At 58.9% G+C, this 23606-nt stretch carries 23 protein-coding genes; 14 read left to right on the forward strand and 9 right to left on the reverse strand.

The features are described 5' to 3' along the window. The first annotated feature begins 459 nt into the window (after positions 1-459). From A8C75_RS17855 to A8C75_RS17880, 6 genes are all read left to right on the forward strand, one after another. Positions 460-1455 (forward strand): TRAP transporter substrate-binding protein, encoded by a 996-nt coding sequence (locus A8C75_RS17855; protein WP_067387488.1) that lies wholly within the window; start codon positions 460-462, stop codon positions 1453-1455. Beyond that, a complete protein-coding gene (locus A8C75_RS17860) occupies positions 1452-1961 on the forward strand; it encodes a TRAP transporter small permease subunit (protein ID WP_067385502.1) in 510 nt (169 codons plus the stop codon). The genes A8C75_RS17855 and A8C75_RS17860 overlap by 4 nt, the downstream gene beginning before the upstream one ends. Then, positions 1961-3265, forward strand: coding sequence for a TRAP transporter large permease (locus A8C75_RS17865; protein WP_067385504.1), 1305 nt, complete (start codon positions 1961-1963; stop codon positions 3263-3265). Before A8C75_RS17860 ends, A8C75_RS17865 begins: the two co-directional genes overlap by 1 nt. Positions 3266-3694: 429 nt before the next feature. Continuing rightward, a complete protein-coding gene (locus A8C75_RS17870; RefSeq protein WP_120785262.1) occupies positions 3695-4717 on the forward strand; it encodes a TRAP transporter substrate-binding protein in 1023 nt (340 codons plus the stop codon). A gap of 113 nt (positions 4718-4830) precedes the next feature. Beyond that, positions 4831-5331 carry a TRAP transporter small permease gene (locus A8C75_RS17875; protein WP_067385508.1) on the forward strand — a complete coding sequence of 167 codons (501 nt, stop codon included), beginning with the start codon at positions 4831-4833 and terminating at the stop codon, positions 5329-5331. Next, positions 5328-6617: a TRAP transporter large permease gene (locus A8C75_RS17880; protein ID WP_067385509.1), complete on the forward strand. Its 1290-nt coding sequence runs from the start codon at positions 5328-5330 to the stop codon at positions 6615-6617. The genes A8C75_RS17875 and A8C75_RS17880 overlap by 4 nt, the downstream gene beginning before the upstream one ends. A gap of 113 nt (positions 6618-6730) precedes the next feature. Here A8C75_RS17880 and A8C75_RS17885 read toward each other — a convergent pair whose 3' ends face one another. The 5 genes from A8C75_RS17885 to prfB all read right to left on the reverse strand — a co-directional run bounded on the left by A8C75_RS17885 (position 6731) and on the right by prfB (position 11518). Beyond that, positions 6731-7444: a GntR family transcriptional regulator gene (locus A8C75_RS17885; RefSeq protein WP_067385511.1), complete on the reverse strand. Its 714-nt coding sequence runs from the start codon at positions 7442-7444 to the stop codon at positions 6731-6733. Between the two features lie 159 nt (positions 7445-7603). Beyond that, a complete protein-coding gene (gene ung / locus A8C75_RS17890; RefSeq protein WP_067387490.1) occupies positions 7604-8314 on the reverse strand; it encodes a uracil-DNA glycosylase in 711 nt (236 codons plus the stop codon). Positions 8315-8349: 35 nt separating this feature from the next. Continuing rightward, positions 8350-8811 (reverse strand): hypothetical protein, encoded by a 462-nt coding sequence (locus A8C75_RS17895; RefSeq protein WP_067385513.1) that lies wholly within the window; start codon positions 8809-8811, stop codon positions 8350-8352. A 28-nt stretch (positions 8812-8839) separates the two neighbouring features. Beyond that, positions 8840-10357, reverse strand: coding sequence for a lysine--tRNA ligase (lysS, locus tag A8C75_RS17900; protein ID WP_067385515.1), 1518 nt, complete (start codon positions 10355-10357; stop codon positions 8840-8842). A 66-nt stretch (positions 10358-10423) separates the two neighbouring features. Continuing rightward, positions 10424-11518, reverse strand: a complete 1095-nt coding sequence (prfB, locus tag A8C75_RS17905) for a peptide chain release factor 2 (RefSeq protein WP_067385517.1) — start codon at positions 11516-11518, stop codon at positions 10424-10426. 399 nt (positions 11519-11917) lie between these two features. Here prfB and nhaD point away from each other — a divergent pair, with 399 nt between their 5' ends. Further along, on the forward strand, positions 11918-13450 hold the full coding sequence (gene nhaD / locus A8C75_RS17910) for a sodium:proton antiporter NhaD (protein ID WP_418287455.1): 1533 nt from the start codon (positions 11918-11920) through the stop codon (positions 13448-13450). Further along, the gene (locus tag A8C75_RS17915) at positions 13450-14682 is read left to right on the forward strand and encodes an MFS transporter (protein ID WP_067385521.1); all 1233 of its coding nucleotides are present in this window, start codon (positions 13450-13452) and stop codon (positions 14680-14682) included. Before nhaD ends, A8C75_RS17915 begins: the two co-directional genes overlap by 1 nt. Here A8C75_RS17915 and A8C75_RS17920 read toward each other — a convergent pair. Then, entirely contained in the window at positions 14649-15176 is a 528-nt protein-coding gene (locus tag A8C75_RS17920) for a flavodoxin (RefSeq protein ID WP_067385523.1), read from the reverse strand. The genes A8C75_RS17915 and A8C75_RS17920 overlap by 34 nt on opposite strands. A gap of 126 nt (positions 15177-15302) precedes the next feature. Continuing rightward, a complete protein-coding gene (locus A8C75_RS17925; RefSeq protein ID WP_067385525.1) occupies positions 15303-15629 on the reverse strand; it encodes a phasin family protein in 327 nt (108 codons plus the stop codon). Positions 15630-15803: 174 nt separating this feature from the next. Here A8C75_RS17925 and gloA point away from each other — a divergent pair, with 174 nt between their 5' ends. The 3 genes from gloA to A8C75_RS17940 all read left to right on the forward strand — a co-directional run bounded on the left by gloA (position 15804) and on the right by A8C75_RS17940 (position 17745). Beyond that, entirely contained in the window at positions 15804-16196 is a 393-nt protein-coding gene (gene gloA, locus A8C75_RS17930; protein WP_067385527.1) for a lactoylglutathione lyase, read from the forward strand. A gap of 206 nt (positions 16197-16402) precedes the next feature. Next, positions 16403-17209 carry a tetratricopeptide repeat protein gene (locus tag A8C75_RS17935; protein WP_067385529.1) on the forward strand — a complete coding sequence of 269 codons (807 nt, stop codon included), beginning with the start codon at positions 16403-16405 and terminating at the stop codon, positions 17207-17209. 86 nt (positions 17210-17295) lie between these two features. Next, entirely contained in the window at positions 17296-17745 is a 450-nt protein-coding gene (locus A8C75_RS17940; RefSeq protein WP_067385531.1) for an RDD family protein, read from the forward strand. A gap of 89 nt (positions 17746-17834) precedes the next feature. Here A8C75_RS17940 and lptG read toward each other — a convergent pair whose 3' ends face one another. Both lptG and lptF read right to left on the reverse strand, forming a co-directional pair. Next, a complete protein-coding gene (gene lptG, locus A8C75_RS17945) occupies positions 17835-18896 on the reverse strand; it encodes an LPS export ABC transporter permease LptG (protein WP_067385533.1) in 1062 nt (353 codons plus the stop codon). Continuing rightward, complete coding sequence (gene lptF, locus A8C75_RS17950; protein ID WP_067385535.1) at positions 18893-20002, reverse strand: LPS export ABC transporter permease LptF; 1110 nt, start codon at positions 20000-20002, stop codon at positions 18893-18895. Before lptF ends, lptG begins: the two co-directional genes overlap by 4 nt. 241 nt (positions 20003-20243) lie before the next feature. Here lptF and A8C75_RS17955 point away from each other — a divergent pair, with 241 nt between their 5' ends. The 3 genes from A8C75_RS17955 to A8C75_RS17970 all read left to right on the forward strand — a co-directional run bounded on the left by A8C75_RS17955 (position 20244) and on the right by A8C75_RS17970 (position 23506). Next, positions 20244-21752 carry a leucyl aminopeptidase gene (locus A8C75_RS17955; RefSeq protein ID WP_067385537.1) on the forward strand — a complete coding sequence of 503 codons (1509 nt, stop codon included), beginning with the start codon at positions 20244-20246 and terminating at the stop codon, positions 21750-21752. Further along, complete coding sequence (locus A8C75_RS17960) at positions 21742-22176, forward strand: DNA polymerase III subunit chi (protein ID WP_067385539.1); 435 nt, start codon at positions 21742-21744, stop codon at positions 22174-22176. The genes A8C75_RS17955 and A8C75_RS17960 overlap by 11 nt, the downstream gene beginning before the upstream one ends. Positions 22177-22369: 193 nt before the next feature. Continuing rightward, positions 22370-23506, forward strand: a complete 1137-nt coding sequence (locus tag A8C75_RS17970) for an efflux RND transporter periplasmic adaptor subunit (RefSeq protein ID WP_067385543.1) — start codon at positions 22370-22372, stop codon at positions 23504-23506. Positions 23507-23606: the final 100 nt, after the last annotated feature.

Raw genomic sequence — 23606 nt, forward strand, 5'->3', positions numbered from 1 at the left:
CTAACGCTGCCAATAGAACATATATCGAGCAGCGATAAAACATTAATGTTCACATTAATGTATACATGACATTCAATTGAGTGAACCGCATACAGCCGAGATCAGGCAGGACAGTTCGCAGAAGGAGGAAAAGCCCATAAAGTCGGACAAAAAACCGTCAGGTTGATACAAATTCAGCGAAATCAAGCAGAAACCAAAGGCTAGCCATCAAAGGCAGCATTCGTAGATGCTGCTTGGCAGTGGCTGTATAGCCGCCTTGACGATGGAAGATATACGCAGGAAATCCCAATTTTCGTTAACAATAAAACCAGCCATGAACAGCAGCACGGATTTTATCTTGCAGCCTTTAGAGACATTGAATGGGTCGCTGCACAGCACTTTCAAGTCGCAGCTAGACAGTACGGGGCTTCGTCGGGAGAGGATACTGTTTGATCTACATAATAAAATAAGATGGAAATCATGAATTTAAAGCCTATTGCCGCCGCGTTCTTAACCGTTACAAGTCTGCTGTCCCTGAGTGCACAGGCCCAAACCCGCATGGACTTTTCCAACGAATACAACACCACGTCCATACATGCGGAGGGCGACCTTTACTTTATTGAACAGGTCAAAACACTGACGCAGGACCAGGTCGATATTACGCTACACACCGGTGGAGCACTGGGCTTCAAGTCTGCCGATCACTTTTATGCGGTATCCGACAACGCCATTCAGATTGCAGATACCCTGGCCGGTACGCTGAGCGGTATAGACCCCATTTTCCTGCTGTCCTCGCTTCCCTTTCTGGCGGAAAACGAAGATGAAGCTGAGGCACTCTACAAAATAGCGCGCCCCTATTACGAGCAGGTATTTGCCGATAACAATCAGGTTCTGCTTTACGCATCCCCCTGGCCCGCCAGCGGTATCTGGGCCAAAAAACAGGTCGCCTCAGCATCGGATCTGGAGCAACTCAAGATTCGCACCTATGACAAAAATGGCACCATCACACTGCGTGAAGCCGGGGCATCACCGGTCAAGCTTTCGTGGGCCGATGTAGTACCGCAGCTCTCGACAGGCGGTATCGAAGCTGTACTCACTTCAGCAGAAGCCGGTGCCAATGGCAGCTTTTGGGAACACCTGGATCACTACAGCGCTATTCAGTATGCAGTCCCGCTCAATATGGTGCACATGAACAAGGATGAGTTTGACGGTCTCGATCAGGCGCAGCAGCAGGCCATCCTGGAGGCTGCCAAACGTACCGATGAGCATAACTGGCTGGAAGTACGTTCCCGCGTAGCCGAAAACTACCAGGACCTGAATGAGCATGGCGTCACTATCCAGAACCCGGTGTCCCCCGAGTTTTCGGCATCGCTCAAAAGCGCCGCAAAACCAGCAATCAGCCAGTGGCTAGAGGCTGCGGGTGAGCGCGGCCAAACGATCCTGTCCCAGTTCGAGAAGAACGGCAGCGCTCAATGATTCGACTGATCTGTCGCTGCATTAGCCCAGCCAACCGGCTGGCAGGGCTGCTGGCGATGCTGCTGATTGTTTACATAACCGGGCATATTCTGCTTGAAATCGTTATGCGCCTGTTCGGCACCTCGACCTTTGTGCTGGACGAGTTCATTGGCTATGCCGTGGCGAGCATGACATTCCTGGGGCTGGGCTATGCGCTGGAACGCGGCTCTCTGGTACGTGTCAATGTGCTGCTGGATCGGTTGCCGGCCCGCTGGCACTGGCTGCCGGATCTGATATCAACACTGGCGGCTCTGGCCGCCTTCGCCTGGCTTGCCTGGTTCTGGGGACAGAGTGTGTGGCGCAGTTACCAACGCGGAACCCTAAGTGAAACCCTGGCTGAAACCCCGCTGTGGATTCCGGAGGGCATGGTACTGGTTGGTATGCTGCTGCTGTGCTTAACACTGCTGTCCCGCGCATTACGCCTGATGTCCGAGCGTGCCATACCCCCCAATACGAGAGTGAGCTGATGGATACAGTATTTGTTGCCGTCGGGGTCATAAGCCTGATTCTGCTCGTGCTGGGTCTTGGAACCTGGGTGTTTGCCGGTCTCGCAATCGTCGCTCTGGGCTCGCTTGTCTGGCTCGGAGACTTCAGCTCGGACCGTGCAGGACTTATTCTGAGCCGCATTCTATTCCGGGCGGGAAGCTCCTGGGAGCTCTCCGCCATTCCCCTGTTTATATTTATGGGCGAACTCATCTTCCGCTCCAATATTTCCGAACGACTGTTCCGGGGTTTGGAGCCCTGGACGAACCGGATTCCCGGTGGCATTTTGCACACCAACGTTGTCGGTTGCGCCCTGTTTGCGGCGGTCAGTGGCTCAAGCGCCGCCACCACCGCCACCATTGGCAAGATTACGACAACAGAGCTGGCCCGACGCGGCTATGACCGCAATCTGTCCATTGGCTCGCTGGCAGGCGCAGGCAGCCTGGGTCTGCTGATTCCGCCCTCTATCGTAATGATCGTTTATGGCGTGCAGGCCGAGGTGTCTATCAGCCAGCTCTTTATGGCAGGTGTCATCCCTGGCATCTTGATCGCACTGCTTTACTCCGGCTATATAGTCGCAGTGACTCTGCGACAGCCTCACAAGGCGCCGCGCAGCCAGGACGTAGCCACGACCTTTTTGCAAAGCCTGGGGTTGCTTGCCCCGGTACTCTTGCTCATTGCACTGGTGATGGGATCCATCTACAGCGGCGTCGCAACACCGTCTGAGGCTGCTGCAGTAGGGGTGGCCGTGACAATTATCCTGCTGGGTGTCGAACGGCAACTTAGCTGGGACATGTTTCGCGAAGCCCTGACTGGCACCGTTCTCAGTGCCACCATGGTGTGCAGTATTTTGGTGGCGGCAGCCCTGCTATCAACCGCAATGGGGTATCTGCACCTGCCGCGGGAGCTGGCAACCTATATTGCCAGCCTGGAGCTGTCGCCCGCCATGCTGCTGCTGGCACTGGCGCTGTTCTACATTGTGCTGGGCCTGTTCCTTGATGGGATATCGATCACGGTCATGAGCCTGCCAATCACATTGCCCATCGTTATTCAGGGCGGGTTTGACCCTCTGTGGTTTGGCATTTTCCTGGTAATAATGGTGGAGCTCGGACAAATAACACCACCGGTAGGATTTAACCTTTTCGTCCTGCAGGGATTAACCGGCGAGCGGATTGGTCGCATTGCCTACGCCGCGATTCCATTCTTTGGACTCATGTGCATAGCGGCATTGATGGTGAGCATTTTCCCGGATATTGTCCTGTGGCTGCCACAACAGCTGACGGGTTAAACCAAGCAGGAGCAATGCCAGTGCATTGCTCCTGCTTGCATTTCCTACATCCATTCACTCTAAGAATGCCCCAGTACTATTAACCTATTTTCCCACTGGGTTAACAGTTCAAAAAACTATTCCGTCGATGTCGCGCATTAGCAGATAGAGGTCGCAACCAGACAGGTTTAGTTTGACTAAAGTACATGATACTAAGGCTTCAATGTTATATTTAAGCCGTCACAAATTTTTATTGGTCCGCCTATTCCGAGACCAGCAACCATGACCCACGCAAAATCGACGTCAACACGATTTGAACATCGATAAAATAATATTATTGTCCATCAATCATCGCAGGACTCTAGCTACCACAGGACCAGGAATAGACCTTCGATAGCTAGGCTGAGCCAATATAATAACTATCTAATCCGCCAATACGCAGAGGTAATGATGACTGGTCTATTGAAAAAAACAGCTATATCCGCACTGATTACAGCCAGCAGCCTGGGGTTTATTTCCAGTGCAACGGCAGACGAAACAAGAACCTTAAAATTCCACAGTGGCCTGGCCCAATCCCGGCCTGAAGCTGCGCATATTGAGCACTTCGCTGAACTGGTCAAGGAAAAGTCGGGGGGCAGCCTGAATGTCGATGTTTACCACGCAGGCTCACTGGGGCTCAAGGAAGCCGATATGCTGCGCATTCTCCAGGCGGGCCTGGTTGATGCAGCCCTGATGTACGGCGAGTACTACAAACGCGACGCACCGGCGCTTGCATCCGTTTATGCACAGGGAGCCATCACCCAAAGCAGCCAGCATCTTGAAGTGCTGCCGACCCTGCGTAACATCTATCAGGATGCCTATGCCAAGTGGGATATCAAAACCGTCGGTGGCGTTGTCGCACCTGTGTTCGATGTCGGGCTGCACTGCAAGGAGCCGGTAAATAGCCTGGAAGGACTCAAGGACAAAAAGGTCCGGGTATGGTCTGGACACCTTGTGGACACCTTTAAAAATCTGGATATATCCGCGCAGGTCATACCGCAAAATGATATGTACCTCGCCCTCCAGACGGGTGTAGTCGATTGCGCCTACTACCTCTCGACAGTCGCAAAGACCGTTTCCCTGCAGGAAGTCACGAAATACGAAGCCTATCTCCACCCCTGGGCGGCGTCTCCCTGGATGTTCGGCATCAGCAATAAGACCTGGAGTTCACTTACTGAACAACAGCAGGCTGCACTGACTGAGGCGGGTAACCAGGTGTGGAACGAAACCGAGAAGCTGGCCGTTGATGATGAGCGGGAAACCAAAGCACGGCAAGAGCGCACCGAACTGGGCATCACTGTACTGCCGGCGTTCAGCGCTGAAGACGTAAAAACCTTCGTCGAAGCATCCGGCAAGGCCTGGCACGAAATGGCCGAACAATCCGGCGAAGAAGGCCTCGGCTACTATAAAACGGTGTCTTCACTCACTAAATAGCCAACTTCAGCCCCCGGGATACTTCCCGGGGGCTTTTTTATAGGCAAAAACCCGGAAGGTTAATAGTTAAAGTTTCCAGATGAAATTAATAATCCACACAAGGAAAACCTAGAGTGGACAAATTATTTAAAAGTATCGACTTTATAGCAAAGTCATTTTTCTACGCCGGTGTGTTATCCGGTATATTTATGACGTTAATAATTTTTATTAGCACCCTGTTGCGCTACCTTGCAGGCCAGCCTATTTCTTTTTCTGACGAACTGGCAGGCTTGCTTTTCCTGGCGATGGCTTTTACCACCTTCCCCCATGTACTGAATAAATCTGGCCATATCAGCCTGGACCTTCTGACCGAGAGAATGCCATTTGGCATGAGAAAACTATGCAGCCTGTTTGCCGGGGCAATCTTTATTGCGTTTGCAATAACCTTCAGTTACCAGGCATGGAATTTCATGGAGTTTTCCAGACTGATCAGTTCCCGTACCGATGTCAGTGGCATTCTGCTTTGGCCCTGGATGGCCCTGATGCCCATCTCAATGATTCTGTGTATCGCGGTTGAAATAAGAAAGCAGCTTGGCCCCAATGACGGTGACACTGCGGGAGAAACCACATCATGAGCTGGCTTATTCTGGGTACCAGTCTTGCGGTATTGCTAAGCACAGGCGCTCTGCTGGGGGCCGCTCTGGGGCTGACCGGCTTTATCCTGCTGCATTTTCAAGCCAACGGAGCTTCCGCCCTGGCCATCAATTCCGCCTGGAATTTGCTGACGGAGTTCACCCTGAGCGCAGTGCCACTGTTTATCATTCTGGGTGATATCCTGCTGGCCAGCGGTGTTTCCACCCGCGTCTACAACGGTTTGACCCCCCTGTTTCGCCGTATTCCCGGACAATTACTGCATACAAACATTGCCGTCTGTACGCTCTTTGGCGCGGTCAGTGGCTCCAGCACTTCAACCGCAGCCGCCATCGGCTCGGTAAGCTACCCCGAACTGCGCCAGCGCGGTTACTCCCCAAGCATGGTGGTAGGCACTTTGGCAGCCGGTGGTACTCTGGGGTTGCTGATCCCGCCGAGCCTGGCCCTGCTTATCTACGGCGCCACTCAGAACGTATCCATTGGCAAGCTATTTATGGCGGGGCTCATTCCCGGTGCCCTGATCGCCTTTGGCTTTTCAGCCTGGATCTATGTCCGGTCGCGCTTCGGTACCCCCGTGGCACCGCCCGTGAATGAACCCTTCAGCTGGAAAGAGGTCGGCCTCGGCCTGATGCAGGTATGGCCACTGCCCATTCTTATTTTCTTCGTGCTGGGCACCATTTACATGGGTATCGCAACACCCACAGAGGCCGCAGCTCTGGGTGTTACCGCCGCCATTGTGATCGGATTTAGCTGGGGCGATCTGACACCGACAAAACTATGGCAAGCCTTCACGCGCGCATCTTTCATGTTCAGCGCCATCGCACTCATTCTGGTCGGAACCGTTATTCTGGCTCAGGCTGTCAGCCTGCTGGGATTGCCACGCGCCGCGGTCGAGATGATTAGCGACCTGGGTTTCAACCGCTACGGCGTGCTTGTGATGGTTGTACTGGTCTACCTGCTGCTGGGCTGTTTCTTCGACGGTATCTCGCTGCTGCTCATGACATTGCCGATCACCTTCCCGATGATCACAAGCCTCGGCTTCGACCCCGTCTGGTTTGGCATAGTGGTTACCCTGCTGATGGAGGTCGGGATGATCACGCCCCCCGTCGGCCTCAACCTCTTTGTACTCAGCTCGATCACCAAGAATGAAGTCAATGTCGCCCAGGCGGCGAAGGCATCCTTACCCTACTGGTTGATTCTGCTGTTTGCCGTTGGCGTCTTGACGCTGTTCCCCGCAATCGCGCTCTGGCTGCCCAACACTCTGCTATAAATACCGCTGCGCATTCTGCTCCAAAACAAAGAGCCTGCCGCTGGCAGGCTCTTTTTTCATGCTCAAAGACAAAGGCAGCCACTGCTCAAAGTGGCAGCGTCACGGCATAAGCCTCAGCTGAAAATGCTTTGCAGGTCGATGGCGCTGTGGCTGCCTGAAGTCAGGTCGAGCTGTTCTTCCAGGTGATTGAGGTGTTCGATCATCAACGCCACGGCCCGGGCGGCGTCGTGCTGTTCAAATGCCTCGATCAGGCCACTGTGCTCGCAGCACGGGTGCGTGGCGGTCTGCTCGGAATGGCGGGCACTGGCGCGCTGGTACTGGGCGATGATCAGTGAGGTTCTGGAAATGATTTCGCGCAGAAACTGGGTCAGTACCGGCTTGTCGGCCAGCTCGCCAATCTTGAGGTGGAATTCACCGGACAGGCGGATGCGGCGATTGAGGTCACCCTCGTGGTGGGCCTGTTCTTCCAGCTCCACATGCTCGGTCAGGGCGCGCTGCTTGTCGGCGCAGAAATTCAGCGCAAGCTCGCGCACCAGCTCGGTTTCAATCAGACGCCGGGCCTGAAAAACCTCCCGCGCTTCCTTTACCGTGACCTTGGCGACATAGGCGCCACTGTTGGGCACCAGGTTCACCAGATTATGGTGTGCCAGGCGCAACAGCACCTTGCGGATACCGCCACGGCTGGTCTGGAAAACCTCACACAGGTCCTCTTCCTTGAGGCGAGTACCCGGCTGCAGCTTGCGCTCCATGATGGCAGACCAGATACGATCGTATACGTCGTCTGCGCCGGGCTTGCTGTCACTTTTACGAATGCTGGTTTTGGTCATGTTTGTATATCAGATGTCTTGATGCGAATAGGCCATCGGCAGTCATTGCACGACAGCGGTAACAATAGTGCGAGATAGCAGTGGCACACCATGTTTAACAATGCCTGAGACCCCTGCCGTAGCACAATCTCTGCGGACATTATTGCACAGCTTTCGTTGCTACCTGTGTTCAGCTGGATCTGAGTCCGTATCGAGCTCTGGCAACTGCCAGTTGATGGGCGTGCGCCCCCGGGCCTTGAGAAACGCATTGGCCTGGCTGAAGTGGCGGCAGCCGAAGAAGCCCCGGTGCGCCGCCAGTGGCGACGGATGGGGGGAGTGCAGCACAAGGTGACGCTGCGTATCGACAAAGGCGCCCTTCTTCTGGGCATAGCTGCCCCAGAGGATGAACACCACGCCATGGCAGTGGGCATTAACGGCGTGAATTACCTTGTCGGTAAAGTGTTCCCAGCCCCGTTTCTGGTGGGAGGCCGCCTGGCTCTGTTCCACCGTTAATACCGCATTGAGCAACAGCACCCCCTGGCGTGCCCAGCTTTCGAGGCAGCCATGCTGTGCCGGCGTGATGCCAAGATCCGCCTGCAATTCCTTGTAGATGTTACGCAGGGATGGCGGCACCTTGATGCCGGGGGGCACCGAGAAGCTCAGGCCATGAGCCTGACCCGGCTGATGGTAGGGGTCCTGCCCCAGAATCACCACCTTCACATCCTCCAGCGCCGTGCTCTGCAGTGCATGCAGCCAGTGCTCCGGGGCCGGATAAATCTGTTTGCCCGCCTGCTGCTCGGCCTGCAGAAAACGCTGCAGTTGCAGCATGTAAGGCTGCTCAAGCTCGGGCCCCAGCAGTGCCTGCCAGTCCGGCGGCAACGACAGTTGCATCTGCTTTTTGTCGAGGGAAAGCCATTGCAGGGTCATCAGAGTTGTCCGCTGTCCTTGATAGCTCCACTGGCATCACGCAGCGCCTTGACCACCCGGCCGTGATAGAGCGAGTAGTAACGCAGATGGCCGGGAGCATGGGCGAAAAAGCCCGAGATCAGAATGGCCAGCACGAACACCGGCGCCATCAGTACCGGCCAGGGTATGACCAGCCCCAGCAGAAATACCTTCAGCAGAATGGCCTGGCCGCGCAGCTGCAACAGCCAGATACCGTCGCAGTAGAGTTCGATCAGCACCATGGCCAGACCTGCGCCAAGGCCCAGCCACAGAAAGCCAAGCCATTGCGCCGTGGGCAGCTGGTAAAGGAAATGGCCGGCAAGCCCGGCGATCCCCACCAGATGCAGGCTGCGCAGCGCTATGTTGAGATAGCGCTTGCCCGGCACCCTGCGTGAGGGCGACGGGAACAGCAGGCTGCCCTTGGCCTTATCCGTGACTCCCATGGTCGGCGCGCTCAGCCTAAACCGAAGCTTATGCCTGCGGTTTTACCGGGCGCATGGCCGGGAAAAGGATAACGTCGCGGATAGACGGCGAATCGGTGAACAGCATGACCAGACGGTCAATACCTATACCCTCGCCCGCCGTCGGCGGCAGGCCGTATTCCAGCGCGTTGATGTAATCGGCATCGTAGTGCATGGCTTCGTCGTCGCCGGCATCCTTTTCCGCGACCTGGGCGCGGAAACGTTCTGCCTGATCTTCGGCGTCGTTCAACTCGGAGAAGCCGTTGGCCAGTTCGCGACCGCCGACAAAGAATTCGAAGCGATCGGTGACGAAGGGATTGTCATCGTTGCGACGCGCCAGCGGGCTGACTTCGGTCGGGTACTCGGTGATAAAGGTCGGCTGATCCAGACGGTGCTCGACGGTCTTCTCGAAGATCTCGATCTGTACCTTGCCAAGGCCCCAGCTGTCCTTGACGTTGATGTCCAGACGCTGCGCGATCTGGCGGGCGGCGTGGTCATCGGCCAGGGCCGCGGCGGTGATCTCCGGATTGTAGTGCAGGATGGAGTCGAATATCGACAGCCGGGCAAAGGGCTTGGACAGGTCGTATTCGAAGCTTTCCAGTACTTCGCCTTCTTCGTTACGTACGGTGTTGACCAGGGTGGTGGTGCCCAGGACTTCCTGCGCGACCGTGCGCAGCATGTCTTCGGTCAGATCCATCAGGTCCTTGTAATCGGCATAGGCCTGGTAGAACTCGATCATGGTGAACTCGGGGTTGTGCCGCGTGGACAGCCCTTCGTTGCGGAAATTGCGGTTGATCTCGAACACGCGCTCGAAGCCGCCCACCACCAGACGCTTGAGATACAGCTCAGGCGCGATACGCAGGTACATGCCGATATCCAGCGCATTGTGATGCGTTACGAACGGACGGGCCGAAGCGCCACCGGGGATCGCCTGCAGCATCGGCGTTTCGACTTCCAGGAAGCGACGCTCGGTCAGGAAGCGGCGAATGCCGGAGACGATGCCGGAGCGCACTTCAAACACGCGGCGTGACTGATCATTGGTGATCAGATCGACATAGCGCTGACGGTAGCGCATTTCGGTGTCCTGCAGACCCTTGTGCTTGTCGGGCAGCGGACGCAGGCTCTTGGTGAGCAACTGGCAGTCTTCCATATCGACAAAAAGGTCGCCCTTGCCGGACTTGTGCAGCACACCGCTAATAGCAACGATATCGCCCAGGTCCAGCGATTTGGCGAAGGGGCGCGCCGGCTTGTTGACGTACAGCTGAATGCGGCCGGTCATGTCCTGCAGCACCAGAAAGGCGCCACGGTTAAGCATGATGCGGCCGGCAACTGATACCCGATATCCCAGTTCTTCCAGTTCTTCCTTGGTCTTGTCGCCGTAGGCCTGCTGCAGATCCTGCGCATAGCTGTCACGGCGAAAGCTGTTGGGGAAGGCATTGCCCTGCTCGCGCAACGCGTTGAGTTTGTCGCGGCGCTCGGCAATAAGGCGGTTTTCGTCTTGCGCGACGGCTGGGGTAGTCTCGGACATCGGGGGGAACCTTAATCTGTAATACGTTGAATGCGGGTCAATCCGGCCCGCCGTAGCGGGCCAGACTTACAAGCCGGCCTTGAGGCTGGCTTCGATAAACATGTCCAGGTCGCCATCCAGTACGCGGTCGCAGTTGGAGGTCTGCACACCGGTGCGCAGATCCTTGATGCGGCTGTCATCCAGCACGTAGGAGCGGATCTGGCTGCCCCAGCCGATATCGGCCTTGGAGTCTTCCAGAATCTGGGCGGCTTCCGAGCGCTTGAGCATTTCGAGCTCATACAGCTTGGAGCGCAGCTGCTTCATACAGAAGTCCTTGTTCTGGTGCTGCGAACGCTGACTCTGGCACTGCACCACCGTATTGGTCGGGATATGCGTGATACGCACCGCCGACTCGGTTCGGTTAACGTGCTGACCACCGGCACCTGAGGCGCGGTAGACGTCGACCCGCAGATCCGCCGGGTTGATGTCGATCTCGACGTTATCGTCAATCTCGGGCGACACGAACACGGACGCAAAGGAGGTATGGCGACGGCCGCCGGAATCGAACGGCGACTTGCGCACCAGGCGATGCACGCCGGTTTCGGTGCGCAGCCAGCCAAAGGCGTACTCACCTTCAAAGCGGATGGTGGCACTCTTGATGCCAGCAACGTCACCGTCTGAGACTTCCACCAGTTCGGTCTTGAAGCCTTTGTCCTCACCCCAGCGCAGGAACATGCGCAGCATGATATTGGCCCAGTCCTGCGCCTCGGTACCGCCGGAGCCCGACTGGATATCCAGAAAGGCGTTGTTGATATCGGCTTCACCGGAGAACATGCGACGGAACTCGAGGGTTTCCAGCCGCGCCACCAGGGCTGCGACTTCCTTCTCAACTTCCGCCGCTGTGTCTTCGTCATCTTCCTCGACGGCCATCTCCAGCAGCTCGCGGGCATCGGTAGACCCGCTTGCCAGCGCATCCAGCGTCTGCACTACGTCTTCCAGCTGGGCGCGCTCGCGGCCCAGTTTCTGGGCGTTGGCAGGATCATCCCACACGGAGGGAGATTCAAGTTCGCGCGACACCTCTTCCAGACGCTCTTTCTTGACGTCATAGTCGAGATAAACACGCAGGGAGCCGGCGCGCTCGCCGATATCCTTCAAGGCGTTGATGATCGGGTTAATTTCCATCGCTTGCGTTCAATACTCGCAGATTAGAAAAGGGGCGTATTTTAACTGATCCGCCGGTGGCTTTAAATGATCTTTACCGCTGTCTGTGGCATGGGCCGCAGTATCCTGCTCCCAGGCGCCGCCGGACCGCCGTTATCCAACGCCAAAACCGCTCAAATAAATCACCGCGGATCAGCCTCAAGACACACAACAGGCATCCTCAGGCGGCGCCCGAAACCAGGCCAGACAGCCTTCCCGGTTGCGGGTTAGCACAGCTAACGTATTAATTTGGAAGTATACTTGCGCCATCGAGCGGCACCACCAAAGCATTACAATGCCAGCGTCACCCAGGATAGAAAGTCAGGACAAGGTCAGACAAGCCAAGGCCTAACAGCAGTACCAGCGCAGAGGGAACGCCATATGGGAATACGCAGTGACAACAGACGCACAGCATCTGCTTGTGGCCTCAGGGGCTCTCTTATACTGAAAATGGTCCCCGCCCTGCTGCTGAGTCTGATCGGCTTATTCGGCGCCTCGCCTGTGATCGCCGCCACTGCCGCGGCTACGCCCACTGCAGCAGTTGTCATGCCCGACCTCACCACCAGCCTGTATGGCGTGCTGGCCGTAATCATCTTTGTGCTGGCCTATGTGTTCGTTATCGGCGAAGAATTTTTCCTGCTGCGCAAATCCAAGCCCATGATCGTCGCCGCCGGCCTGATCTGGCTCCTCACCGGCCTCGCCTACGCCGTGAACGGCGATACCGAGACCGCGGGCCCGGCGTTGCAGCACAATATTCTGGAATACGCCGAGATGTTCCTCTTTCTGCTGGCGGCCATGACCTTTGTCACCACCCTGGAGGAGCGCCAGGTGTTTGGCGCTCTGCGCTCCTGGCTGATCGTGCGTCAGTTCTCCCTGCGTCAGGTGTACTGGATTACCGGCGCCCTGGCCTTTGTGCTGTCGCCGGTGGCCGATAACCTGTCCACCGCCCTGCTAATGGGGGCCGTGGTGCTGGCGGTCGGCAACGGCAATCGCCAGTTCGTCACCGTGGGCAGCATCAATATCGTCATCGCGGCCAATGCCGGCGGCGCCTTCAGCCCCTTCGGCGATATCACCACTCTGATGGTCTGGCAGGAAGGCCTGGTGCCCTTCGCCGAGTTTGGCCGCCTGTTTCTGCCCTCCCTGGTCAACTGGCTGGTGCCGGCCCTGCTGATGTACCGCGTGGTCGAAAAGGCACCGCCTGCGGCCGACCAGCACGGGAAGACCCGCATGCGCCGTGGCGCCCTGGCGATAATCGGCATTTTCCTCGGCACCATAGTATTCTCGGTGCTGATCAACAGCAGCCTGCACCTGAGCCCGGCGCTGGGCATGATGACGGGCCTGGGTATTCTGAAACTCTATGGCTACTGGCTGGCAAAGCGCGAACCTGCGCTGCGCGATACCGGCCACCTGAGCCAGCACCAGGCGGAAAACATCGCCAGCATGGAGTATACCCAGGGTGATCACACCGATGTGGTACGCCGGTTTGATATCTTCCACGTGGTGGAGCGTGCCTCCTGGGATACGCTGATGTTTTTTTACGGCGTGGTACTGGCGGTGGGCGGCCTGGCCCAGCTGGGCTACCTGAGCCTGGCCTCGGAGCACGTTTATGGCACCCTGGGGCCGACACTGGCGAATATCGCCGTCGGTGTGCTGTCGGCGGTGATCGATAATATTCCGGTCATGCTGGCGGTGCTGCGCATGGCGCCCGACATGGATATGGCCCAGTGGCTGCTGGTGACCCTCACCGCCGGTGTCGGTGGCTCGCTGCTGTCCATCGGCTCGGCCGCAGGTATCGCCCTGATGGGCCAGGCCCACGGCGTTTATACCTTTATGAGCCATTTGCGCTGGACCTGGGCCATTGCCCTGGGCTATGCCCTGAGCGTGTTCTGCCACCTGTGGATAAGCGCAACCTGATGAGTACCTTGCTACGCCTGTTCCTGCCCTTCGCCCTGGGCTACTTCCTGTCCTACCTGTTCCGGGTGATCAGCGCCGTGGTGGCGCCGGCGCTCACGGCGGACCTGCAACTGGATGCCGCCACCCTTGGGCTGATTTCCAGCAGCTACTTTCTCACTTTCGCCGCCTGCCAGATTCCCCTGGGCACGCTGCTCGACCGGATCGAGGTGCGCAAGCTTGCCGCCGCGCTGCTGCTGTTTGCCGCTGCCGGCAGCCTGGTGTTCGCCCAGGCAGAATCGGCCCTGGGGCTGCTTATTGGACGGGGACTGATCGGCATAGGCGTGTCGGCCTGCCTGATGGCGGCCTTCAAGGCCTATGTCATCTGGCTGCCACCGGCACGCCTGCCGCTGGTGAACGGCCTGCAACTGGCCTGCGGTGGCCTCGGTGCCCTGGCGGCGACCTCACCGGTGGAATGGCTGCTGGGCATCACCGACTGGCGCAGCCTCTTTCTGGGCATGGCCCTGCTGTGCCTGCTGGTATCCCTGCTGCTCTGGCTGCTGGTCCCCAAAAGACCGGTCGCAGCCCAGGGCGACGAAGCCCCGGCCAAGCTCTCGGTTATACAGGTCATGCTTGACCCGCGCTTTTACCGCGTGGCGCCGGCCTGCGTACTGTCCCAGGCCAGCTTTATCGCCCTGCAGTCGCTCTGGGTCGGCGCCTGGCTGCGGGACCTGATGCTTTTGCCCGATGCCCAGGCCGCCGATGTGCTCTTCATCTGTGCCGCCGGCATGGTGGCGGGCTTTCTGCTGATGGGGCTGATCGCCGACCGGCTGCAACACCTGGGCCTGGCCCCGCGTCACCTGAGCCTGGGCGGCATCGGTGCCTTTGTCTGCCTGCTGCTTCTGCTGCAGCTGGACGAAGGCGCCCCCAACCTGCTGCTGTGGGGGCTGCTGGGCTTTTTCGGCACCTCGGGCACGCTGATGTTCGCAGGCCTGGCCCAGCAGTTTCCGCCCAGCCAGAGCGGCCGGGTCAGTACCAGCCTGAACCTGGGGATCTTCGTCGGTGCCTTTGTGATGCAGTGGGGCCTGGGCGGCATTATTCAGCTGTGGCCCGCCAGCGAAACCGGCCAGTATCCGGCCATGGCCTACCGCGTCGCCTTTGGCATCGCCAGCCTGATCCCGGCGGCCGGGCTGCTCTGGTATGGGTTTTGCGCCAGGAAGGCTCAATCCGACAGGTCGAAGGCCGCGAGCACCTGAGGCAGCCAGCGCTCGAGCCTGGCATCGGTCTCGCTGCGCTGGCTGTCTTCATCCAGCACCAGGCCAACAAAGCAGTCACCGGCGTCGTTCAGCGCCAGCGACGCCCTGAAGTCATAGTCCTCCGTGCAGGGCCAGGCGCCGACAACAAGCGCGCCCCGGGCCTGCAGGCGCTCATGCAACAGGCCCATGGCATCCAGGTACCAGTCGCCATATCCCAGCTGGTCCCCCAGCCCAAAGAAGGCGCAGCGACGTCCCTGCAGGTCCAGCGCATCCAGCGCCGGCCACAGATCCTGCCAATCGATCTGCTGTTCGCCAAAGTCCCAAGTGGAGATGCCAAAAATCAGGCAGCTGTAATCATCCACAGCCGCGAGCGCGGTGTCGGCTATGTCATGCAGATCAATCAGGCCCGGGCCCGCCAGCTGGAAGAGGCGCTCGGCGACATGCGCCGTATTGCCGGTGGTGGAGCCGTAGAAAAGCCCGATAGGTGCAGCCATGAAAACCCGCAGTGAAGCCCTGAGGTGAAACTTTGAAGTAAAACGCTGAAGTGAAAAGCCAGGCGGGACAATTCAAGCCGGCTCTGCCGCCCCCAAAGGACTGCGGCAGAGCCGGCAACGCGGAAATTACTTGGGATTAAAAGATTCGAAGCTGCTCTGGGTAATTTTGTCGATGGCAGAGCGCGCATCCTGCAGCGCCCTGAGGTTCTGTTCGCCCACGCTGCGCAGCGTGTCTTCAAGCTCCTTGGCGTAGGCTTTCTGCAGCTCCATCAGATCGGTGGCGTTCTGACATTTCTGCATTTCCCGGGTCTGCTGAATCGTCGCCTCGACGCAGGACTTGGTGCACTCCATCTGCTGGCGGGTCAACTCTTCGAGCATTTTGGTCTGAATGTTGACAAGATCCTTGAACGGTTCCATTGATGTGCCGAACTGCTTGGTAAAGTCTTGAAACATGGCGGTCACCCTTGTTGACGCGGGAACAAAGTCGCTACAGGCCTGCAGGAAACTCATAAAAGGAAGTAATACGATGATTCCTCACAAGTCTCTATAATACAGCACTCGAACCGGATTTGGGCAAGCACAGAGCGGCATTAAGCGCCGAGCCCAACCGATCAATCAGGAGTGGTTATGCGCATTTTACACACCATGTTGCGGGTTACGGACCTGCAGAAGTCAATCTCCTTCTACACCGAGCTGATGGGTATGCGCCTGCTGCGCCGCAAGGATTATCCGGCAGGCAAATTCACCCTCGCCTTTCTCGGCTACGGCGATGAGAAGGACACTACAGTACTGGAACTGACCCACAACTGGGACACCTCCAGCTACGAGCTGGGCACCGCCTACGGTCATATCGCCATTGAAGTAGACGATGTCTACGCCGCCTGCGACAGCATCAAGACCCGCGGTGGCCAGGTCGTGCGCGAGGCTGGCCCCATGAAAGGCGGCACCAGCATTCTGGCCTTCGTCAAAGATCCCGACGGCTACATGATCGAGCTGCTGGATCCAAAACGCCTCGATTAAGCTGCCGCACTACCCCGCCACGCGGTGCCCAGCACCGCACAGCTACCCCGTTTTATCTGAACATTCCCGTCCTCTGCGGGTCTCTTTGTCGGCAGACATTGACCCAGCTGCGTCTGCACACGTTTTATCCACGGCTGTGCGCCGTTATAATGGCCGCCATTCTGACTTCTGACGTACCTCCGCGATCCAATGGAGCACCATTTCCAATGAGCAAAAGAACACTCCTTGCAGCCGCCGGTCTGTTAATGGCCCTGTCCAGCACCCCACTGCTGGCGGCAGACCTGGGCCAGGCCAGCCGCGACTTTGAAAACAAGGACTACAGCGCTGCACTCGACGCCCTGGAGTCCCTGAGCAAGGAAGGCAATCCCGAGGCCCTGAGCATGCTCGGACAGATGTATGAAAACGGCTGGGGTGTGGACAAGGATCTCGAGAAGGCCGCCGCCCTGTTCAAGCGCGGTGCCAACCAGGGCCACCTGGGCAGCGTTAACGGTCTGCGCCGGCTGAAGAACATCGAGTACCGCCAGGAACTGAACAGCGTGCGCCTGAGCGCCGAAGCCGGCGATGCCAGCGCCCAGAACCGCCTGGGGGAGATGTACGAGTTCGGTTACGGCATCGAGCGTGATCCCAACCTGGCCTACAGCTGGTACCTGCGCGCCGCAGAACAGCAACTGGTGGCGGCAGAGCACAACATCGGCCGCTGCTACAACTTTGGCACCGGCGTCGCCCAGGACTTTGCCCAGGCCGAAACCTGGTACCGCAAGGCCGCCAAACAGGGTCACATGGATGCGATGTTTTTCCTTGGCACCCTCTACTCCAACAATCACGGCCAGGACCAGAGCATCGATACCAACGTCATGGCCTACGCCTGGATGCACAACTCGGCACAGCTGGGCAACGCCACCGCGGCGGCCATCGAAAAGCGCCTGCTGATGAAGCTCGACGAGCCCCAGACCCAGGCTGCCAAGGCGCTGGCCGAAGAATACCTCGACCAGTACGTGCGCCCCTTCAAGTAATTAACCCCTAGGAGGCTCCTGTCTGACATCAGGCCGCATCGACTCTCGCTGCGTCCTGATGCCGGCTGGCCGCTCCCGGAGACCTTATGCATATCCCATTTTCCGACAGTCGCGAGGCCATACGCTCCGCTACCCTGGTGCGCCGACTGCTGTCCATGCTGTACGACGGCCTGCTGATTCTCGCGCTCTGGATGGTGCTGGGGGGTATCGGCGTGGCCATCAACCACGGCGAGGCCGTGGAAGGCCCAGTGTTCAAATCAGTGCTCTTTATTGCCAGCTATCTGTTCTTCGCCTACTTCTGGACCCGCAGTGGCCAGACGCTGGGGATGATCGCCTGGAACCTGCGCGTTGAAACCCTGGCGGGCGGGCGCATCAGCTGGATGCAGGCGCTGATTCGCTTCATGGCCGCCATACCCTCGGTATTACTGCTGGGTGCCGGTTACTGGTGGATGCTGCTAAGCGACGAGAAGCTCAGCTGGAATGACCGTTTCTCGGATACCCGCGTGGTGCAGCTCGAGAAACTGAAGAAGACTTAAAAAGGTGAAAGGGAAAAGTAGAAAGTAGAAAGTAGAAAGTAGAAAGTAGAAAGTGCATTTTGCCCCTTTCACCCTGCCCCTTTTCGCTGTTATTTAGCCCGCTGCAGCATCCAGCCACCCAGCGCCAGACACAGCAGAATGGGGGCCAGTACCGCCAGCCAGGGCGCGAAGCCGTAAACGCTGCTGGCCGGCCCCATCAGATCCTGGGCGAACTTGAAGGTCAGGCCCACCAGGATACCGACAATCAGGCGCTGCCCCACAGTGACGCTGCGCAGAGGTCCGAAAATAAACGAAATGCCGATCAGTACCAGCGCCAGTATCGCCAGCGGCTGCAGCAGCTTGCCCCAGAACGCCAGCTTGTAATCCACACTGCTCAGCCCCTGCTCGCTCAGGTAGGCCGAGAATGCGCTCAGGCCGGTAATCGACAGATCCACCGGTTCCACCACTATGACCGACAGCAGGGTTGGCGTCAGGCCCGAATTCCAGACTTCGCTTGCGCGCTCCTGCACCTCGGTGCTGTCCCCCAGAAAGCGGGTTTCACGGATGTCTTCCAGCTGCCAGGCGTTGTCGACGAATTCGCCGCGGCGCGCATAGCTCGCCGAGGCCAGATCCCGTTCGCCATTGAGCTGATAACGGGTCACGCCGAAGATGACGCCACCCGGCTGCACGGCGTTGATATGAATAAAGCTGTCGCCTTCGCGATGCCAGACACCATAGCGCGACTGCAGCGCCTCGCCACCGGACTGCACCAGGGCCCTGCGGCTCTGGGCAATCTGCTCGGTCTGGGGTACCACGTACTCCCCCAGCACCAGCGCCGCCAGCACCAGCACCAGCACCGGTTTCATCACCGCAGCCACTATGCGTCCGGTGGACACGCCAGACGCGCGCATAACGGTCAGTTCGCTGTGGGAGGCCAGCATGCCAAGCCCGATGAGGCAGCCTACCAGGCAGCTCAGCGGCAGAAACTCATAGATGCGACGCGGCACCGTCATGCCCAGATAGAGCAGCGCCTCCAGTATGTCGTAGCGCTCGTTGAAGGAGTCCATCTCATCCACCAGCGCGAACAACAGATCCAGCCCCACCACCACCAGCATGACCACCATAATGGCGCCCAGTACGTGCTGAGCAATATACCAGTCGAGCTTTCTCATGCGCGTCCCCGTTTAAGACTCAACAGACTCGGCAAGCGCTGGCCCAGCCGCTCCCAGAAGTGTTCGGCAAAAATAAGATTCAGCGCCAGCGCCAAAAAGCCAGCATGCACCAGCCACAGACTTAGCCCCGGTGCCTTACCATCCTCTACCGCACCGCGGGCCGCACCCAGCAGCGTCAAATAAAGCAGATAGAGCACAATGGAGGGGATCAGCTTGGCAAAACGTCCCTGGCGCGGATTGGTGCGACTCATGGGTACCGCCAGCAGCGTCACCACCAGCGCCAGCACCGGCAGGGAGAGGCGCCAGTGGAACTGGGCCATAGCCGCGTTGCTGCCATCGGCCAGCAGCGCCAGGGTCGGCATCGCCTCAAGTTCTGCGCTCTGCAGCTCTGCCGCGGCATCCGGCAGGCGCACGCCGTACTCGCCATACTGGATGCGGCGGTAGTTGGCATCCCCCGGCACGCCTTCATAGCGCACGCCATCCTGCAACACCAGGAAGCGGCCGTTGTCCTGGGTATCGTAGCGATAGCCGCGCTCTGCCAGCACAACAACAGGCGCGCCACCCTGGCTACTGTCGGAAATAAACAGCCGCTCCAGCCCACCCGCCGCCGCATCCAGCGATTCGGTATAGGTCACGCGGTTACCGCCCGGCAGCTGCTGAAAACGCCCCGGCACCAGGGTATCAAAGGCATTGATGTTGTCCTGCTGCAGGTACAGGTCCGCCGTGCGCTGTGCCCCCAGCGGCGACAGCTGCATGCTCAGCAACCCCACCACCAGCGCCACCACTGTGGCCGGCCCCAGCGCATAAAGCACCAGCCGCTTCTGACTTATGCCGCAGGCACGCAGCACCACCATTTCGCTTTCCAGATAGAGGCGTCCAAAGGCCAGCAGCACGCCCAGAAACAGCCCCAGCGGCAGTATCAGTTCCAGAAAACCCGGCAGCCGATAGAGCAGCATCTGGCTCAGCAACTCGGGCGCCAGCTTGCCCGCCGCCGCATCACCGAGGTACTTGATAAAGCGCCCGCTTACGATGATCATCAGCAGGATTGTGCTTACCGCAGCCGTGCTGATCAGTACTTCGCGGGTCAGGTATCGGAAAACGATCAAGACGTTTTACCCTGTTGGTCAGAGGACACACTGCGCTATTCACAGGCTCCGGCACAGGCCTGTGGGTCGCGCGCGCAGGCGCGGCAGACCCCAATGGCATGGCGGACACCGTCTGTGAATAAGTCAGCGCATCCTAAGTTCAATGAATTCAAATAGTTTTAAATAGTTTATAGTGCAATGCACTTTGGAGTGCTGCGGCATTATCCATAAATACGACTTTAAAGTCTTGTTTGGAGCCATCATGGATTTCGAGATTGTAAGCGGCGCCATCGCGGCGCTGGAAACGGAACTGCTGATCGTCGGCGTCGAAGCCGACAACGTCCTGACCCCCGCGGCGGCCAGTCTGGACAGTGCCAGTAACGGCTACCTGAGCGACATCCTTGGCGGTGGCGACATCCAGGGCAAACTGGCCGAAAGCCTGCTGCTGCAGCGCGTCCCGGGCGTTGCCGCCAAGCGCGTGCTGCTGCTGGGTCTGGGCAAGAGCGATGAGCGCAGCGAACGCAGCTACCGCAAACTGGTCAAGGCCGCCTTTGGCAGCATCAAGAGCATCAGTGCCAGCAGCGTGACTTTCGCGCTGGACGTGCCCGCCACTCAGCAGAACGATCTGTACCGCCAGACCCGTCAGCTGGTGGAATGGGGCACAGCCGAGCTCTATCAGTACGACGAAACCAAGAGCCAGAAGGCCGAACCGCTGCAGCTGGCACACCTGCACATTCTGCTGGCCGACGACGATGTCGAAACCGGCGAACATGCCCTGGTCGACGGCGTTGCCATTGCCAACGGCGTATCGGTGGCGCGGGATGTCGGCAACCTGCCGGGCAACATCTGCACCCCTACCTACCTGGCTCAGCAGGCGATCCGTCTGGGCGACGAATACGACAGCATCAGCACCACGGTGCTGGACGAATCCGAGATGGAAAAGCTCGGCATGCACTCGCTGCTGTCGGTCGGCCACGGCAGTGACCAGCCCTCCAAGCTGATCGTGATGGAATACAAGGGTGCCGCCGACGCAGACGCCCAGCCCTATGCCCTGGTGGGCAAGGGTATTACCTTCGATACCGGCGGCATCAGCCTCAAGGGCGGCGCCGGCATGGATGAAATGAAGTTCGACATGTGCGGTGCCGCCAGCGTGCTCGGTACCATGAGCGCGGTGGCCGAAATGGCGCTGCCGATCAACGTGGTCGGCATCATCGCCGCCGCCGAGAACATGCCCAGCGGCCGGGCCACCAAGCCGGGTGACGTTATCACCACCATGTCGGGGCAGACCGTTGAAGTCCTCAACACCGATGCCGAAGGCCGTCTGGTACTCTGCGACGCCCTGACCTACTCCGAGCGTTTCAAGCCCAGGACAGTGGTGGATATCGCCACCCTCACCGGCGCCTGCATAGTGGCGCTCGGTCACCAGGCATCAGGCCTGCTGGCCAACGATGATGCCCTGGCCAACGAGCTGCTGGAAGCCGGCGAATTCGCCGCCGACCGCGCCTGGCGCCTGCCGCTCTGGGACGAGTACCAGGAACAGCTGGACTCCAACTTCGCCGATATCGCCAACATCGGTGGCCCGGCGGGCGGCACCATTACCGCGGCCTGCTTCCTGTCCCGTTTCACCAAAAACCTGCGCTGGGCTCACCTGGATATCGCGGGCGTGGCCTGGAACAGCAAGGGCAAGGAAAAGGGCGCCACCGGGCGCTGCGTACCGCTCCTGAGCCAGTACCTGCTGGACCAGATCGAAGACAGCGAGCATGAGCACTAAAAACCGCGCTGACTTCTACATACTGGCGGCGTCCGACGAGGACAGCCGCCAGCAGTTTTTCTGCCGCCTGAGCGAGAAAATTCTCGGCCTCGGGCTGCAGGTGTTTGTGCAGGTGCCGGATGAAATCCGCGCCGGCAGACTCGACGAACAGCTCTGGTCCTGGCGGCCCGACAGCTTCGTACCCCATGCCCTGCAGGGCGCAACGCCCGAGGCACCGATCACCATCGGCTGGGGCCTGGAGCTGCCCGCGCACCGCGATGTCTACGTTAACCTCAGACTGGCGCTTCCACCCGAGGCGCTGCAGTTCAAGCGCATCGTTGAAATCGTGGTACAGGACGATGCCATCCTTGAGGCCAGCCGCAACAACTACCGTCTGTGCAAGGACCAGGGTCTGGAACTGCACCGTCGCGACATGCGGAGGTAATCAGCGCTGGGAGCCCACTTTAGTGGGCGAATAATCCCCCTTGGTTTCGCCCTGAGACCGGGCTCCCACAATTTCAGGCTTCCTCTCTAGCCTATCGCGCCCCAAACCCTGCCCTAGATCAACGCACTGCGTCCAAAGCCTGTTTTGACAGAAAGCCTCCCTATACTGAGAGGCAGTAAACAGGGAAGCCGACATGGGAATACCTAAAAGCTTGCTGCTGATACCGCTGGTGCTGCTCATTGCCGCAGGCATCTATTGGCTGCAGCGCGAAGATCCCGTCCCCGTGGCGCTGTTTGATGTCGAGCGCGGCACGGTGGAGCTGATCGCCGCCAACAGCCGGGCAGGCACCATTCGGGCCTGTCAGCGCTCGCGCCTGTCCATGCCCCAGGGTGGACGCGTCGAACGGCTGCTGGTCAGCGAGGGTGACAGGGTCAAAGCCGGCCAAGTGTTGCTGGAGCTCTGGCACCAGGATCTCGATGTTCGGGTCGAACAGGCCAGGGCCACACTGCGGGTGCGGCAGATCGAGCAGCAGCGCAGCTGCGATAACGCCGACCTGGCACAGCGGGAATACCTGCGCACCCAGCCTCTGGCCCAGCGCAAGCTGGCATCAGCCGAGCGGCTCGATCAGCGCGAGACCGACGCCCGTCTTGGCAAACTCAGCTGTGACCAGGCCGGCGCAACCACCGACCAGGCCAGCGCCGAACTGCGCCTGCAACAGATCATGCTGGATGAATCACGGCTGCGGGCGCCCTTCGCCGGCATCGTCGCCCAGATCAATGGCGAGCCCGGCGAGTTCGTGACCCCCTCCCCACCCGGCATTCCGACACCGCCGGCCGTGGATCTGATAGACGACAGCTGTCTCTATGTACGGGCCCCCATCGATGAAATAGAGGCGGCGAGGTTATCCGTCGGCCAGCCTGCCCGCATCTCGCTGGATGCCTTTCGCGACCAGGTATTTCCGGGCCGGATAAGCCGCATCGCGGCCTTCGTGACAGAAGTCGAGAAGCAGGCCCGCACAGTGGATATCGACGTGCTCTTTGCCCCCCTGCCCGAAAACGCCAACTTTCTGGTGGGCTATAGCGCCGATGTTGAAATCATCCTGGATCAGCGCGCCCTGGCAACGCGCATCCCCACCGAAACCCTGCTTGATGGCAACCGGGTACTGCGGTATGACCCCAAGAGCGGGACCCTGGTCGAGCAAAAGGTAACGCCGGGACTGTCCAACTGGAACTGGATCGAAGTGACGGATGGCCTCGACCCCGGGCAGCGTATCCTGCAGAGCCTCGATCGCGAGGGGGTGGGCGACGGCACTAAGGTCATCCCTGAATGATCCGCCTCGACGCTCTGAGCAAGACCTATCAGCTGGGGGATCAGCCGGTGCAGGTCCAACTGGATCGGGAGCAAATTGATATTGGCAACCAAACAGAGAT

The sequence above is a fragment of the Marinobacterium aestuarii genome (genome assembly GCF_001651805.1).
GTDB lineage: Bacteria > Pseudomonadota > Gammaproteobacteria > Pseudomonadales > Balneatricaceae > Marinobacterium_A > Marinobacterium_A aestuarii.